Raw genomic sequence first — 14,415 nt, forward strand, 5'->3', positions numbered from 1 at the left:
CGACTACGGCGCGTCTGGGCAGGTCAGCGCGCTGGCCAGGGCAGGCGCGAGGTCTCCACGGGGCTCCACCACCACCTCGCCCACCCCGAGCCAGCCGGCCAGTTGGACCAGCTCGGCGGCCAGCTCGGCGGCCGTCTCCTCGGGGGCGTGCTCCTCGGCGTACGCGCCGCGCACCAGCAGTCGCCCCGTCGGCCGGTCGGCCTTGAGGTCGACCCGGGCCACGATCCGCTCGCCGAGCAGGAACGGCAGCACGTAGTAGCCGTGCACGCGTCGCTCGGCGGGAACGTAGATCTCGATGCGGTAGCGGAAGCCGAACAGCGACTCGGTGCGGCTGCGCTCCCAGCACAGCGGGTCGAAGGGGCTCAGCAGCGCCCGGGCGCGCACCTTGCGCGGCAGCCGGGCGTCGCGGTGCAGGTACGCCGGGCGGCCCCAGCCCTGCACGGAGACCGGGAGCAGCTCGCCGGCCCCGACGAGCTCGGCGATCGCCGGCTCCACCGCCCCCGCCGGCAGCCGGTAGTAGTCGCGCAGGCACGGGGCGGAGGCGATCCCGTGCGAGCGGGCGGCCCGGCGCACCAGCTCGCGGTGGGCCTCCGCCTCGCCGGGCACGGGCAGCTCCAGCACGCTGCGCGGCAGCACCCGCTCCGGCAGGTCGTAGACCACCTCGAACTGCCGGTTGCGGCCCGCGATGGCGACGTCCCCGACCAGGAACAGGTAGTCGAGGACCTTGCGCGCCTCCGACCAGTTCCAGCCCCAGTGCTCGCGAGCGCGGGGCCGCCCGTCGTCGAGGTCGCGAGCCGTCACCGGCCCACGCACCCGCACCTGCTCCAGGACCGACGCCATCAGCTCGGGGCGAGCCGCCATCCCCGACCACTTGCCCCGGGCGGCGCGGTAGTGCTCGCGGCGGTGGTGCATCACCGGCCACAGCTCGACCGGCATCAGTGCCTGGGCGTGCGCCCAGTACTCCACCATCCGCCGGGGACGGCGCTCGCTGGCGCGGTGCAGCAGGTCGGTGTCGTAGGGCCCCATCCGGGAGTACAGCGGCATGTAGTGCGCGCGGGTCAGCACGTTGACCGAGTCCACCTGAAGCACGCCGGTACGGGTCAGGGTGCGGTCCAGGGTGCGCATCGTCGGCGGTGTGTGGCGCCGGTCCAGGAAGCCCTGGGCCCCCAGCACCACCCGTCGGGCCTGGGCCAGGGAGAGGCTCGTCCCGCTCATCTCGGCTCGCTCACGGCAGGTCGAGCAGCTTCTCCCGCACCGCGTACATCACGGCCTCCATCCGGGAGTGCAGCTGGAGCTTCTCCAAGATGTTGCGCACGTGGTTCTTGACCGTGTTGTCGCTGATGAACAGCTGCCGGGCGATCTCGCGGTTGTTGAGCCCCCGGGCGACCAGCCGCAGCACCTCGAGCTCACGCTCGGTGAGCCGCAGGCCCGGCACCTGGCTGCGCTCGGAGCGTGACATCTGCTTGAACTCGTCGATGAGCTTGACGGCCATCGAGGGGCTGATCAGCGACTGCCCCTCGGCCACCAGACGGACCGCCTGGGCCACCTCCTCGATCGAGGAGTCCTTGAGCAGATAGCCCGCGGCGCCGCTCTTCACCGCCTCGTAGAGGTCGCCCTCCTCGTCGGAGACGGTGAGCATGATGATCTTCGCCGACGGGACCGCCTCCTTGATGGCCAGGCACGCCTCGATGCCCGAGCGGCGCGGCATCCGCACGTCGAGCAGCACGACATCGGGCATCACCTGGGTCGCCAGGTCGGTGCCCTCGATCCCGTCCCCGGCCTCGCCGACGACGTCGATGCCGGGCTCCACCCCCAGCAGCATCGTCAGCCCGCGACGGAACAGCTCCTGGTCATCGACGACCAGGACGCGGATCGGCTCTGGTCCGGCGGTGCCATCTGGGTCGCTCACAGACGCATCATGCCCGCCCTCGGGGCTGAGGACCACCCGCGCCCACGCGCGCACGCCCCGCCGGACGCCGACGGGGCGGCCCCGTAGGGACCGCCCCGCCGCTCAGCTGTTCAGGACCGCCAGCGGCCCCGGATGCTCAGCCCAGCTCGGTCGTCTGGGCCTGGAGGTCCAGCGAGATCACGCCGTAGTCGTAGCCGCGGCGGCGGTAGACCACCGAAGGACGCTCACTCTCCTTGTCCACGAACAGGTAGAAGTCGTGGCCGACGAGCTCCATCTCGTACAGCGCCTGGTCCAGCGTCATCGGCGAGGCCGCGTGCGTCTTCTCGCGCACCACCAGCGGCCCGTCGCCGGTCACCGCGATCGGCCCGACGCGACGCTCTGTCACCTCGGACTCGTCGCTCTCGTCACTGCTGGGCACCACGTCGGCGAGGGCCTCCCCCACCGAGACCGGCGTGTGCCGTCCACGGTGGACGCGTCGCCGGTCCGCGGCACGGCGCATCTGCGCGGCCATCTTGTCGATCGCGAGGTCGAGGGCCCCCATCTTGTCCTCGGCGGCCGCCTCGGCGCGGATCACAGGTCCCTTGGAGAAGGCGGTCAGCTCGACGCGCACGCTGCGGTCGGCCTGGCGCGGGTTGCGCTCCTTCTCCACCTCCACCTGGACACGCTGGATGCGGTGATCGTGCTTCTCAAGCCGGGCGAGCTTCTCGTCGACGTGACTGCGGAACCGATCCGACACCTCGCAGTGCCTGCTGGTGACCACGACGTCCATGGTGAACCTCCGTGCTTCTCATGTAGCAACCAATATGGCTGTTCCACCTCCCGGGCATGTCCCTGCGGGAGCAGGGCGCAGCGCGGGCCGCGCAGGGCCCGGTGCTCGGGTGGGATGGAGTCCGCCCGGCCGACCTGGTCTTCGTCCCCACAATCGCCTGCTGAGGTTCTCGCAGCTTGATGCCACTACCCACCTTCTCCCGCCCGTCGCCGTATCTGACGGCGGGGGCGAGGCAGGACTTACTTCTAAGCCGCACCGTGATCAGCTGCCCGATCACCTCGGACCCCCGCAGGGACGAGGTGCGCGTGCGGGCCTTACGTGGGCCGTTTCGCCTGCGACTGGCATCGGCTTGCCACCTGACGTCCGGGCAGACCCGAAGCGTCCCAGTGACGCAACCACGGACCCGGACGGACTCCATGACGTGACGTTAGTCCGTCGGCCTGACGGAAGAAAGGAGGGGTGTCTCAATGTGGTCGGTGACCGTCGTCACCACGCCGTACGGGTCCCTCGCCGGGCACCTCTGCAGGGCCTTCGCCGAGGCGCGGCGGGTGCCGACGGCGGGTGGCCGCGACCGCGGCGACGCCGAGGACGCTGAGCCCGACCGCCTCCAGTGCCCGCTGCGCCTCGCGCGCGGTGGCACCGGTGGTGAGCACGTCGTCGCACACCACCAGGCACGCGCGCGGATGCTGCCTGCCCAGTCGGCGCAGCGCGGGCGTGGGGCAGCACAGCGAGCCGGCCAGGTTCGCCGCACGGGCCTGGGCCCCCAGCCCCGCCTGGTCGAGCACGCCGCGCCGTACGGCGAGCACCCGGCGCGCCGCAACCGCGAGCCCGTCGCCCTGCAGCACGCGCGCCGCATCGCGGGTCAGAGCCCAGGTGGGCTCGTGCCCCCGGGCCCGCACCGTGGCCCGGCGCGAGGGCACCGGCACCAGCACCACCGGTCCGGTCGCGCAGGCGAGCGCGCCGTGGACCGCGAGCGCCAGCAGCCGGGCCAGGTGCGGGCGCAGGGCAAGCCGCCGGTGCTCCTTGTGTCCGATCACCATCTCGCGCACCGCGGCGTCGTACTCCGCGGCCGCCCACGGCGGGGCGAGACCGGGCGGCACCGGGGTCGGCCAGGCCGGGAACGGGCGATCGGGGAGCGCCGCGGCGCAGGCCCGGCACAGCAGCCTGCCGGGTCGCCCGCAGCCCACGCACGAGGAGCCGGTGAGCAGGTCGGCCGCGGCATCGATCACAGCGGCCATCGCAGCCCGCCGGGGCCGCGCTGGCAAGGCCCGCGGCCGGCCCTGTGGAGGACGCCCGCGATCCCTCAGCCCACGTAGCTCAGCGCGGTGATCGCCGGGTCGATGGTGGTGGTGCCCCGCTCCCGGTCGCTGAGGTCGAAGACCCCGGCGGTGGTGGCCACGTAGAGCTCCTCGGTCAGGTCCGGCGAGCTGATCAGCCGCCGGACGTCCTCGCGCAGCAGGATCGGCGCCACCTGGTCCTCCAGGCTTCCCGGGGAGCCGTCGGCCGAGATGGTCCGGATCTCGGCCAGGTCCTGGGTGACCACGTGGGCGAGGGCGAGCGCGGTGGGGGTGCGCCACCCGATGTCGCGGATGTCGAGCGCCTCGTCGCGCGGCCAGCCGATGCGATCGGCCGGGGCGGCGCGCAGCACCCGGCCGCGCTCGTCGCTGATGATCCGGCTGACCATCACCGAGTCGCCGGCCGCGGAGTCGATGACCACGACCAGGCGGCTGCCGTCGCGCGAGACGACGAAGTCACTGACCCGGCGCCCGCTGATGCCGGGCACATCGACGACGCGCCGCCGATCGCCGACCAGCACCGACACCTCCGCGCCCCGTCCGGTCCGGTCGACCAGCCAGAGCCGGTCGGCGAAGTCCCAGGCGGGCTTCAGCAGGTCGCGCGCGCCGACGACCGCCGTGGTGACCGGGCTGTGCTCGTTCAGCGAGGCCAGCAGTACCCGGCTGCCGTCGCGGCTGATGCCGGCGACGTGCGTGGCCTGCAGGTCCACGGCGAAGTCGCGCAACCGGGCTCCCGGCGCTCCCAGGGGCCCGTCCAGCCTCTCGTCGTCGGCGTCCGGCGTCGCCAGCACGACCCGGCCCTCGCGCAGTCCGAAGACCTGGGCGCTGGCGGTGAGCACGGTGGGATCGACCTCGGTGCCGTAGGTGACGGGGAACTCGGTCGCCCCGTTGGGGGTGGCGACCGGCTCGCCACCCACGAGCAGGCGGATCGAGCGGATCGTCGGCACCTGTCGCAGCGTCCAGGCCAGCTGGGCCATGACCAGCTCGGCCCCCTCCGGGGTCAGCGCCCCCGGCTCCCCCTGCAGGGAGACCTCCGCCATCCCGGCGTTGCTCACCGGGACCGACAGCTCCCAGCGGGTGCCGGCCGGGAAGAAGGTGCGCGAGACCTGCGCCAGCCCCGGCCCGGGGCCGTTGACCAGCCCCCGGGTGAGCGTGGTGGCCAGCTGGTCCCCGCGCGGCACGAAGACCGGCTCGGGCACCAGGATCCGCGCGCTCTGGTCGAGGAAGAACAGCGAGACCTGGCGGAACCTCTGCTCGAACCACGACGTGGGCACGACCAGCGCGTTCGGCGCGTTGGCGATGCGCCACTCCCCGTCCTCGACCGCCATGGTGAACCGCAGGGTGCGGCGTTCGCGGGGCAGCGCACCCAGCCAGGCTCCGCGCGAGTTCAGGTGGTGGGCCCCGCTCAGCTCGACCTCGAGGACGCCGGAGCCACGCGGGGTCCCCGCGTCCTCGTACAGGATCGTCTCCAGCTCGGGGTTCCAGACGCTGCGGGCGTCCTGGGTGAGGAACTTGCGCGCCACCCCGGTCTGGACGGGGGTGGCGGTCATCGCCTCCATGAAGTGGCTGACGATCTCGGCCGCCGACTCGCCGGGCTGCGGCGGCCGGGGCTCGTAGCTGATCCCGGGCACGTCGGCGCCCTGCGTCTCGGCGTCGCCCTCGCGGACCGGACCGCTCTCCGGCAGGGTGACGCACCCGCTGAGCAGCGCGGTGATCCCCACCAGCAGCAGCGCCATGGCGAGGCGACGACCTCGCAGACGACCAGGTCCGGTCATCGCGCACGCTCCACGTCCGGCAGCGGAACCAGCGGCAGCGGGCTCTGGCCGAGGGTGGTGCCGGCCCGGCGAGGCAGCGTCAGCCGGAACTGCGCGCCCTCGCCCGAGCGGCCCCAGGCCTGGAGCCAGCCCCCGTGCAGGTGGGTGTCCTCCAACGCGATCGAGAGGCCGAGCCCGGTGCCGCCGCTGGTGCGGGCTCGGGCCGGGTCCGCGCGCCAGAAGCGGTTGAAGACCAGCGCCGGCTCCCCCGGCGCCAGGCCCACCCCGTGGTCGCGTACGGCGATGGCCGCCGCATGGTCGTCTCCGGCCACATGCACCACGATGTCTCCGGTCTCGGCATGGTCGATGGCGTTGGTCACCAGGTTGCGCACGATCCGCTCCACGCGCCGTACGTCCGCCTCCGCGAGACAGGGCTCCTGCGGTGCCTGCACGATCACCCGGGTGCCGCGCTGGCGCGCCAGCGGCTGGAGGGTGTCGACGATCCGCTGCGCGACGTCGACCAGGTCCACGTCCTCGAGCTCGAGCACCGCGGCGCCCGCGTCGAAGCGGCTGATCTCGAGGAGGTCCACCAGCAGCATCTCGAACCGGTCGAGCTCCTGCTGCAGCAGCTCCGCGGCGCGCGCGGTGACCGGGTCGAAGTCCTCGCGGGCGTCGTGCAGGACGTCGCTGGCCATCCGCACGGTGGTCAGTGGGGTGCGCAGCTCGTGGGAGACGTCCGAGACGAAGCGGCGCTGCATCCGGCTGAGCTCCTCGAGCTGGCGGATCTGGCGCTGGAGGTTGGAGGCCATCTGGTTGAACGAGGTCGCCAGTCGCGCCAGGTCGTCCTCCCCGGTGACCTTGAGCCGCTCCTGCAGCTGCCCCGAGGCCAGCCGCTCGGCCACCTGCCGGGCGAGTCGGATCGGGGCCACCACCTGGCGGGTCACCAGCCAGGTCAACCCGGCCACGAAGACCAGCAGCAGCCCGGCCGCGGTCAGCAGGGCCCGGGTGACCAGGCTGAGGGTCTCCTCCTGCTCGGTGAGCGGGAACAGGTAGTAGAGCGTGTAGGTCTCTCCGTCGGCCGGCAGGATGACCTGCGAGCCGACCGCGACGCCGGGGCCGCTGGTGGTCGCGCCGGCCTCGTCGGTGCTGGTGATCCGGGTGTAGGTCCAGGCCGTGTCCCCACCGCCCTGGAAGTGGCGTTGCAGCGACGTGGGCACGCTGCCCGGGCTCAGCCCCTGGGTGCGCAGGGCACCCGCCTCCGCGAGGTCGCCGGCCGGGGCGGCGGGGGGCGCGAGCACCACGCTGAAGCCGCGGCCGGCCCCGCGCAGGATGATCGGCTCCACCAACTGGGAGCGCTGGCCGGCGACGTCGATGTCGGTGCCGGGCACCGCCGCCAACCGCTGCGCGGCCTCGTCGGTCTCGTTGGCCGCCTCGGCCAGCACCTGCTCGACGCGCTGGTCCAGCAGCCCCTCACGGGTCTGCTGGAGCAGGAACCACCCCACCACGCCGACCACGGCCGCGGAGAGCAGGACGGTGCTCGCCACGACGCGCGCCTGGATGGAGCGGCGCCAGAACGTCAGCCCCCGCCGTACGGCGGGAGGGATGCGCGCAGCCATGACGCAAGGGTGACAGGTCGCGCGGCTGAACGGGGGGATCCGCTCAGGCGCCGCCGGCCTTGTAGCCGACGCCGCGCACGGTCAGCACGATCTCGGGGTTCTCCGGGTCGTGCTCGACCTTCGAGCGCAGGCGCTGCACGTGGACGTTGACGAGCCGGGTGTCGGCCGCGTGGCGGTAGCCCCAGACCTGCTCCAGCAGCACCTCACGACTGAAGACCTGCCAGGGCTTGCGCGCCAGGCAGACCAGCAGGTCGAACTCCAGCGGGGTCAGGTTGATCGGCGCGCCGTCGCGGGTCACCGAGTGCCCGGCCACGTCGATGGTCAGGTCGCCGACGGTGAGGGTCTCCGGGCTGGGTGTGTCGAGTCGACGCACCCGGGCCCGGATCCGCGCCACCAGCTCCTTGGGCTTGAAGGGCTTCACGACGTAGTCGTCGGCGCCCGACTCCAGCCCGACCACGATGTCGACGGTGTCGCCCTTGGCCGTCAGCATCACGATCGGCACGCCGGACTCGGCGCGGACCTCCTTGCAGACGTCGATGCCGTCCTTGCCCGGGAGCATCAGGTCCAGCAGCAGCACGTCCGGGCGGTAGTCGCGGAACTCTGCCAGGGCCTGGTCCCCGCGCAGGCAGACCCGGCTGTCGAAGCCCTCCTGCCGCAGGACGATCGACAGCATCTCCGCGAGGGACGCGTCGTCGTCGACGACGAGGACGCGCCCCCGCGGCGTGAAGTCGTTCATGCTGGTTTCTTCCCTCACCGAGCTGCGGATGTGCCTGCGGCCGGTTGCCCGCAGGCGGTCAGTACCGGTAGTGGTCCGGCTTGAAGGGACCGGACACGTCGAGCCCGAGGTAGGACGCCTGCTCCTCGCTGAGGGTCGTGAGCCTCACGCCCAGCGCGTCGAGGTGCAGGCGAGCGACCTCCTCGTCCAGGTGCTTGGGCAGCACGTAGACGCCGACCGGGTACTCCTCGGGCTTGGTGAAGAGCTCGATCTGCGCCAGCACCTGGTTGGTGAACGAGTTCGACATCACGAACGACGGGTGACCGGTCGCGTTGCCGAGGTTCAGCAGCCGGCCCTCGGAGAGGATGATCACCGTGTGGCCGTCGCGGCCGTCGGCGGCCGGGAAGCTGAACAGGTCGACCTGCGGCTTGACGTTCTTGCGCACCACACCGGGCCACGACTCCAGACCGGCCATGTCGATCTCGTTGTCGAAGTGACCGATGTTGCCGATGATGACCTGGTGCTTCATCCGCGACATCTGCTCGGCGGACACGACGTCCTTGTTGCCGGTCGCGGTGATGACGATGTCGGCGACGTCGAGGACGTCCTCCAGGGTGGAGACCTGGTAGCCGTCCATCGCGGCCTGCAGCGCGCAGATCGGGTCGATCTCGGTGACGATGACCCGGGCGCCCTGGCCGCGCAGCGACTCGGCGCAGCCCTTGCCGACGTCGCCGTAGCCGCAGACCACCGCGACCTTGCCGCCGATCAGCACGTCGGTGGCGCGGTTGATGCCGTCGATGAGCGAGTGGCGGCAGCCGTAGCGGTTGTCGAACTTCGACTTGGTGACCGAGTCGTTGACGTTGATGGCCGGGAAGAGCAGCGAGCCCTCGCGCATCATGTCGTAGAGGCGGTGCACGCCGGTGGTGGTCTCCTCGGTGACGCCGCGCAGCTCGCCGGCGACCTTGGTCCACCGGTCCGTGCTCTCGGCGAGCGAGGCCTGGAGGACCTCGAAGACGACCTTCTGCTCGACGCTCTTCGCGCTGGCCGGGTCCGGGGCCTGGCCGGTCTTCTCCGCCTCGAGGCCGAGGTGGACCAGCATCGTGGCGTCACCGCCGTCGTCGAGGATCATGTTCGCGAACTCGCCGCCGGGCCACAGCAGGATCTGCTGGGTGCACCACCAGTACTCCTCCAGCGACTCGCCCTTCCAGGCGAAGACCGGGACGCCCTGCGGGTTCTCCGGGGTGCCCTCACGGCCCACCACCATCGCCGCGGCGGCGTGGTCCTGCGTCGAGAAGATGTTGCACGAGGCCCAGCGGACCTCGGCGCCGAGGTCGACCAGGGTCTCGATGAGCACCGCGGTCTGCACGGTCATGTGCAGCGAGCCGGCGATGCGGGCGCCCGCGAGCGGCTTGTCCTTGCCGTAGCGCTCACGCATGGCCATCAGGCCCGGCATCTCGTGCTCGGCGAGCGTGATCTCGGTCCGGCCGTAGTCGGCCAGACTCAGGTCTGCGACCTTGTAGTCCATGGATCTCCCCTTAAGGCGATGCTGGCTGCAGCGCGCGGCGGAGACCGACGGGCGCCTCAGATGACGTGCGCTCCAGATTAGGGCGAACCCGGCTGGGCGGAAGAATCCTCGCCGTGGCCGGCCGGAGCCTCGTCGTGCTTGGTCTTGGAGCCGTGACCGATCCCGAACGGCGTGAGCACCGCCACCACCACGGCACCGACCACCAGGCCGATCACGGCCGAGGCCGCCGTGTTGGCCAGCCAGCCCAGCAGCCCGCCGATCGCGGGAACGAGGTCGTGGGCCAGCTCCTCGAGGTGGTGCACGAGCTCGTAGGGCGGGTGCCAGCCCAGCTCGTCGACCCCGACCAGGAGGATGTGTCCGCCGACCCAGAGCATGGCCGCGGTGCCGACGATCGAGATCGCGCTCAGCAGCCGCGGCATCCCCTTGACCAGCGCGTGGCCGACCTTCTTGGCCATGCTGGAACTGCGGGTGGTCAGGCGCAGCCCGACGTCGTCCATCTTCACGATCAGCGCGACCACGCCGTAGACGAGCACGGTGATGCCCAGGGCGACGACGACCATGATGATCGCGCGCGACCAGAAGGCCTCGTCGGCGACCTCGTTGAGGGCGATCACCATGATCTCGGCCGAGAGGATCAGGTCGGTGCGCACGGCACCGGCCACCATCGCCTTCTCGCGCTCGGGGCTGATCTCGCTTGCCAGCTCCTCGGGGTGCGCCTCGTGGCCGGCGATCTTCCCCCAGATCTTCTCCGCGCCCTCGTAGCACAGGAAGGTGCCGCCGGCCATCAGGATCGGGGTCAGCAGCCAGGGCAGGAACTCGCTGAGCAGCAGCACGACCGGCAGGATGAAGACCAGCTTGTTGCGCAGTGAGCCGGTGGCGATCCGCTTGATGATCGGCAGCTCGCGCTCGGCGGCCAGTCCGTGCACGTACTGCGGGGTGACGGCCGTGTCGTCGATGACCACGCCGGCGGCCTTGGCGCTGGCGCGGCCCGCGGCCGCCCCGACGTCGTCGATCGAGGCCGCTGCCAGACGGGCGAGGACCGCCACGTCGTCGAGCAGCGCGAACAGGCCGCCGCTCATCGCCGGCCCTCGCGGGTGCGGAGGGTGGCTCCCGGCAGCGGGGCGGCGTCAGCGGTGCGCGGGTCGCGCCTTTTCGTCGTCACCGGCAAAGCCTAGCCGCCCTCGCGAGGCCCGACGATCGTCTCCTCGAGACCGCGCCGCCGGTGCTCAGTCCTCGGCCAGGCCGGCGCGCAGGTACTCCGCGGCGTACGTGCCCTGCAGCACCAGGGAGGCGTAGCGCGACACCTCGCACTCCTCGGCGTCCGCGAGCCCCGAGGTCAGCGTCTCCACGCGGATGCCGCGGCTCTGCGCGGCCGCCTGGAGCCGGCCGCGCTGCTCGCGCACCGCCGGGTCCTCGGAGCCGTCGTCGAGCACGACCAGGACGGGGCGCATCTCGCCGGTCCCGTCGGCGCCCGGGTCACTGAAAGGGTCGGCGAAGACGTCGCGCTCGCGGGTGACCTCCAGCACCGGGAGCAGGTGCTCGGCGTCGCCGGCCAGGGCGGTGCGCCCGCTGGCGCGCCGGATCGACTCCGCCACCCGGCGTGCGGCACGCGCGGCGAGCACCGAGCCGCCCCACACCAGCGGGACGGTGTCGGCGAGCGCGATGGCCAGCATCTTCGCGGGGTTCACGGCGAGATCGCGCAGCGGCGCGCACCGGATCGCCACCGCGTCGAGCGCCTCGGCGACGGTCTGCGGGTTCGCGCTGGGGCCCAGCGAGACCCGGTCGAGGAAGTCGAGCATGACCACCGCGGTGGCCAGCTGGTCACCGGTGACGGTGGGCAGCACCGTGCTGTAGCGACCGGCGGCGTGCTCGGCGACCATCGAGCGCTCGGGGCAGGCGACCACGACCTGGCAGCCGCGACGCACCGCCTCCGCCACGGCCGACGCGGAGCCGACGTCGGAGCCCTCCGGGCACAGCATCACGACCAGGTCGAGGCTGCCGGCCCAGCCCGGGAGGCCGGGGGCGGGCCAGGCCACGAACGGCACCGGGCACCACGGCTCGAGCACCGCGCGCAGCAGCCTCGAGTCCGGCCCCGCGGCGACGATCGCGCGGGGGCGCTGGTCGCCGATGCGCTCCACCGCGTCCAGGATCGCCGCCGCCGCCTCGTCGCTCTCGCGGCGCACCCGGGCGCCGGACTCGGCCAGACGGCGCAGCACGCCGTCGTGCAGCTCGAGCACCGACTGGTCGTCCAGCCGGGACTCGTCGAACCAGATGCCCACGCCCTCGCCCCGTCCGCTCAGTCCGGCTTACGTGCCTCGTCGACCAGCAGCACCGGGATGTCGTCGCGCACCGGGTAGGCCAGGCCGCAGCCGGTGCAGACCAGCTCGCCGGCCGCCTCCTCGGGGCGCAGGTCGGCGTGGCACGCCGGGCAGACGATGATCTCCAGCAGCTTGGGGTCCAGGTTCATGCGTCTCTCCTGATCACCGCGAGCACCTCGTCGCGGATGCGGGTCATGGTCGCCTCGTCCTTGCCCTCGGCGTTGAGCCGGAGCAGCGGTTCGGTGTTGGAGGCCCGCACATTGAACCACCAGTCGTGGTGCTCCACGGTCAGCCCGTCCAGCTTGTCGCTGGTGATCCCGTCCCCGGTCCACGACGCCTCGAGCTCCGCCAGCACCGCCGCCTGGTCGGCGACCGTGGTGTTGATCTCACCCGAGGCGACGAACCGCTCGTACTGGCCGAGCAGCTCGCTGAGGGTGCCGTCGCTCTCGGCGAGCGCAGCCATGGCGTGCAGCGCGGCGAGCATCCCGGAGTCGGCGCGCCAGAAGTCGCGGAAGTAGAAGTGCCCGCTGTGCTCCCCACCGAAGATGGCGTCGGTCTCGGCCATCGTGGCCTTGATGTAGGAGTGGCCCACCCGGGTGCGCACCGGCGTGCCCCCCAGCTCGGTGACGATCTGCGGCACCGAACGGCTGGTGATCAGGTTGTGGATCACGGTCGAGCCGGGCTCGCGGGCGAGCTCGCGCGCCGCGATCAGTCCGGTCAGCGTGGACGGGGAGACCGCCCGGCCCTGCTCGTCGACCAGGAAGCACCGGTCGGCGTCGCCGTCGAAGGCGAGCCCGATGTCGGCCCCCTCGGCGAGCACCCGCTGCTGCAGGTCGACCAGGTTGGCCGCCTCGATCGGGTTGGCCTCGTGGTGGGGGAAGGACCCGTCCAGCTCGAAGTACATCGGCACCAGCTCGACCGTGTCGCCGAGCGCCTCGAAGACGGCGGGCGCGGTCAGGCCGGCCATCCCGTTCCCGGCGTCGACCACGACCTTGAGGCGGCGTCCACGCACCGGGGCCAGGGTGAGCAGGTGGGCGACGTAGGCGTCGAGCACGTCCTGCTCGGTGATGGTGCCCGGGGTCGCCGCGGCGGCGACCTCGCCCGCGGCGACCGTGTCCCGGATCTGCGCGAGCCCGGTCTCCATGCCGATCGGCACGGCGTGGGCCCGGCACATCTTGATGCCGTTGTACTGCGCCGGGTTGTGGCTGGCGGTGAACATCGCCCCGGCCTGGCCGAGATGGCCCGAGGCGAAGTACAGCTCGTCTGTGGAGGCGAGCCCGATCAGCACGACGTCGGCGCCGGCGGCGCTGGCGCCCTCCGCGAAGGCGCGCGCCATCCCCGGCGAGCTGGGCCGCATGTCGTAGCCGACCACGACCTGCGGTGCCCCCGTCACCTGGACGAAGGCGCCTCCGGTGCGTCGCGCCAGCTCCTCGTCGAGCTGGTCGGGGACGGTGCCCCGGACGTCGTAGGCCTTGAAGATCGCGGCGAGGTTCTCGGGATCGAGGGTGCTGGTCGGCGACATGGGGCTGAGCCTAGCGGTCCGCGCGCTCGCGCTGGCCCGGCGCGGCTCGCGGGCCAGGTCAGTCGGAGGTGAGGATGCGCAGGTGTCCGCGGCGACCGGTCTCGCGGCCGTGCTCCCCGCCGATCTGCGCCGACAGCCCGGTGGGTCCGGCCGCGGTAGGCGGAGCCGGACGGCCGGCCTCACGCACGGCGTCGGCCAGCGCGAGCAGGTCGTCACCGGAGGGTCCGGCCTCGCTGGTGTCGCGAGCCAGGCGCAGCACGTCCCATCCGCGGGGCGCGGAGAGTCGTTCGCTGTGCTGCTCGCACAGGTCGTAGGCGTGCGGCTCGGCATAGGTGGCCAGGGGGCCCAGCACGGCCGTCTGATCGGCGTACACGTAGGTCAACGTGGCCACCGCAGCGCGGCCACAGGCGGTACGCGAGCATCGACGGGCGGGGTTCACGCGACGAAGGTACCCCTCGCCGCCCCCGGACCGGATTAGGCTCGCGGGCATGGACCCGGTCCCGCCTCTGTCGCCTTCGCCGCACGAGCGCACGACGCCCTCCCCCGCCGGTCCGCGTGGACGCTCGCGCGACCGGCGTGGGCGCGGCGCGCGAGGCCCCGGCGTGCTCCCCCAGCTCCCGGGCCGGCCCGCCGGTCGGAGCCGGCGCGAGCGGTTCGACGACCTGGCCCTGAGCATCGTCACCGAGGTCGACCAGCGCTGGCAGGACCGTCTCGGCGTCGTCGAGTACGCCGTGGAGGACGCCCCCCAGATCCCCGACGACTGGCAGCCCGACACCGTGCCGCTCTCCTCCCTGGTGCGCGGCACCGGCGAGGAGCCGACCCGGCTGGTGCTCTTCCGCCGCCCGATCGAGCACCGCTGCGAGGGGCGCGCGGAGCTCGAGGCGATGTTGCTCACGATCGTCGTGGAGCAGGTGGCCGAGCTGCTCGGCATCGACGCGGAGGACGTCGACCCGCGCTACGAGGGCGAGGGGTAGCCGGGCTCCCGCGGCTGG

At 72.6% G+C, this 14,415-nt stretch carries 14 protein-coding genes; 1 reads left to right on the forward strand and 13 read right to left on the reverse strand.

Annotation, left to right across the window (positions count from 1 at the left end):
- Positions 1 to 3: 3 nt before the first annotated feature.
- The 13 genes from AC6EH9_RS11715 to AC6EH9_RS11775 form a co-directional block, all read right to left on the reverse strand.
- Entirely contained in the window at positions 4 to 1,215 is a 1,212-nt protein-coding gene (locus tag AC6EH9_RS11715; RefSeq protein ID WP_498423308.1) for a winged helix-turn-helix domain-containing protein, read from the reverse strand.
- Between the two features lie 10 nt (positions 1,216 to 1,225).
- Positions 1,226 to 1,909: a response regulator gene (locus AC6EH9_RS11720; RefSeq protein WP_498423310.1), complete on the reverse strand. Its 684-nt coding sequence runs from the start codon at positions 1,907 to 1,909 to the stop codon at positions 1,226 to 1,228.
- A 136-nt stretch (positions 1,910 to 2,045) separates the two neighbouring features.
- On the reverse strand, positions 2,046 to 2,678 hold the full coding sequence (gene hpf, locus AC6EH9_RS11725; RefSeq protein ID WP_498423312.1) for a ribosome hibernation-promoting factor, HPF/YfiA family: 633 nt from the start codon (positions 2,676 to 2,678) through the stop codon (positions 2,046 to 2,048).
- A 464-nt stretch (positions 2,679 to 3,142) separates the two neighbouring features.
- Entirely contained in the window at positions 3,143 to 3,916 is a 774-nt protein-coding gene (locus AC6EH9_RS11730) for a ComF family protein (RefSeq protein WP_498423314.1), read from the reverse strand.
- 65 nt (positions 3,917 to 3,981) lie between these two features.
- Positions 3,982 to 5,748: an LpqB family beta-propeller domain-containing protein gene (locus tag AC6EH9_RS11735; protein ID WP_498423316.1), complete on the reverse strand. Its 1,767-nt coding sequence runs from the start codon at positions 5,746 to 5,748 to the stop codon at positions 3,982 to 3,984.
- Positions 5,745 to 7,343, reverse strand: a complete 1,599-nt coding sequence (gene mtrB, locus AC6EH9_RS11740; protein ID WP_498423318.1) for an MtrAB system histidine kinase MtrB — start codon at positions 7,341 to 7,343, stop codon at positions 5,745 to 5,747. The genes AC6EH9_RS11735 and mtrB overlap by 4 nt, the downstream gene beginning before the upstream one ends.
- Before the next feature lie 43 nt (positions 7,344 to 7,386).
- On the reverse strand, positions 7,387 to 8,079 hold the full coding sequence (gene mtrA / locus AC6EH9_RS11745) for an MtrAB system response regulator MtrA (protein ID WP_498423320.1): 693 nt from the start codon (positions 8,077 to 8,079) through the stop codon (positions 7,387 to 7,389).
- A 58-nt stretch (positions 8,080 to 8,137) separates the two neighbouring features.
- Positions 8,138 to 9,583 carry an adenosylhomocysteinase gene (gene ahcY / locus AC6EH9_RS11750; protein WP_498423322.1) on the reverse strand — a complete coding sequence of 482 codons (1,446 nt, stop codon included), beginning with the start codon at positions 9,581 to 9,583 and terminating at the stop codon, positions 8,138 to 8,140.
- Between the two features lie 77 nt (positions 9,584 to 9,660).
- Entirely contained in the window at positions 9,661 to 10,662 is a 1,002-nt protein-coding gene (locus AC6EH9_RS11755) for a DUF808 domain-containing protein (RefSeq protein WP_498423324.1), read from the reverse strand.
- 147 nt (positions 10,663 to 10,809) lie between these two features.
- The gene (locus tag AC6EH9_RS11760; protein WP_498423326.1) at positions 10,810 to 11,862 is read right to left on the reverse strand and encodes an SIS domain-containing protein; all 1,053 of its coding nucleotides are present in this window, start codon (positions 11,860 to 11,862) and stop codon (positions 10,810 to 10,812) included.
- Positions 11,863 to 11,879: 17 nt separating this feature from the next.
- Positions 11,880 to 12,050, reverse strand: a complete 171-nt coding sequence (locus AC6EH9_RS11765; RefSeq protein WP_498423328.1) for a Trm112 family protein — start codon at positions 12,048 to 12,050, stop codon at positions 11,880 to 11,882.
- Positions 12,047 to 13,423 (reverse strand): phosphomannomutase/phosphoglucomutase, encoded by a 1,377-nt coding sequence (locus AC6EH9_RS11770; RefSeq protein WP_498423330.1) that lies wholly within the window; start codon positions 13,421 to 13,423, stop codon positions 12,047 to 12,049. The genes AC6EH9_RS11765 and AC6EH9_RS11770 overlap by 4 nt, the downstream gene beginning before the upstream one ends.
- Positions 13,424 to 13,481: 58 nt before the next feature.
- Positions 13,482 to 13,862, reverse strand: coding sequence for a DUF3499 domain-containing protein (locus tag AC6EH9_RS11775; RefSeq protein WP_498423332.1), 381 nt, complete (start codon positions 13,860 to 13,862; stop codon positions 13,482 to 13,484).
- Positions 13,863 to 14,025: 163 nt separating this feature from the next.
- Between AC6EH9_RS11775 and AC6EH9_RS11780 the strand changes: the two genes are divergently transcribed.
- The gene (locus AC6EH9_RS11780) at positions 14,026 to 14,397 is read left to right on the forward strand and encodes a metallopeptidase family protein (RefSeq protein WP_498423334.1); all 372 of its coding nucleotides are present in this window, start codon (positions 14,026 to 14,028) and stop codon (positions 14,395 to 14,397) included.
- Positions 14,398 to 14,415: the final 18 nt, after the last annotated feature.

The organism is Nocardioides sp. Z21_20, assembly GCF_059766585.1.

Bases quoted from the DNA above. Each gene is read 5' to 3' on its own strand.
- AC6EH9_RS11730 (WP_498423314.1), bottom strand. From the start codon at position 3,916: ATGGCCGCTGTGATCGATGCCGCGGCCGACCTGCTCACCGGCTCCTCG.
- AC6EH9_RS11765 (WP_498423328.1), bottom strand. From the start codon at position 12,050: ATGAACCTGGACCCCAAGCTGCTGGAGATCATCGTCTGCCCGGCGTGC.
- AC6EH9_RS11715 (WP_498423308.1), bottom strand. From the start codon at position 1,215: ATGAGCGGGACGAGCCTCTCCCTGGCCCAGGCCCGACGGGTGGTGCTG.
- AC6EH9_RS11770 (WP_498423330.1), bottom strand. From the start codon at position 13,423: ATGTCGCCGACCAGCACCCTCGATCCCGAGAACCTCGCCGCGATCTTC.
- AC6EH9_RS11755 (WP_498423324.1), bottom strand. From the start codon at position 10,662: ATGAGCGGCGGCCTGTTCGCGCTGCTCGACGACGTGGCGGTCCTCGCC.
- ahcY (WP_498423322.1), bottom strand. From the start codon at position 9,583: ATGGACTACAAGGTCGCAGACCTGAGTCTGGCCGACTACGGCCGGACC.
- hpf (WP_498423312.1), bottom strand. From the start codon at position 2,678: ATGGACGTCGTGGTCACCAGCAGGCACTGCGAGGTGTCGGATCGGTTC.
- mtrB (WP_498423318.1), bottom strand. From the start codon at position 7,343: ATGGCTGCGCGCATCCCTCCCGCCGTACGGCGGGGGCTGACGTTCTGG.
- AC6EH9_RS11735 (WP_498423316.1), bottom strand. From the start codon at position 5,748: ATGACCGGACCTGGTCGTCTGCGAGGTCGTCGCCTCGCCATGGCGCTG.
- mtrA (WP_498423320.1), bottom strand. From the start codon at position 8,079: ATGAACGACTTCACGCCGCGGGGGCGCGTCCTCGTCGTCGACGACGAC.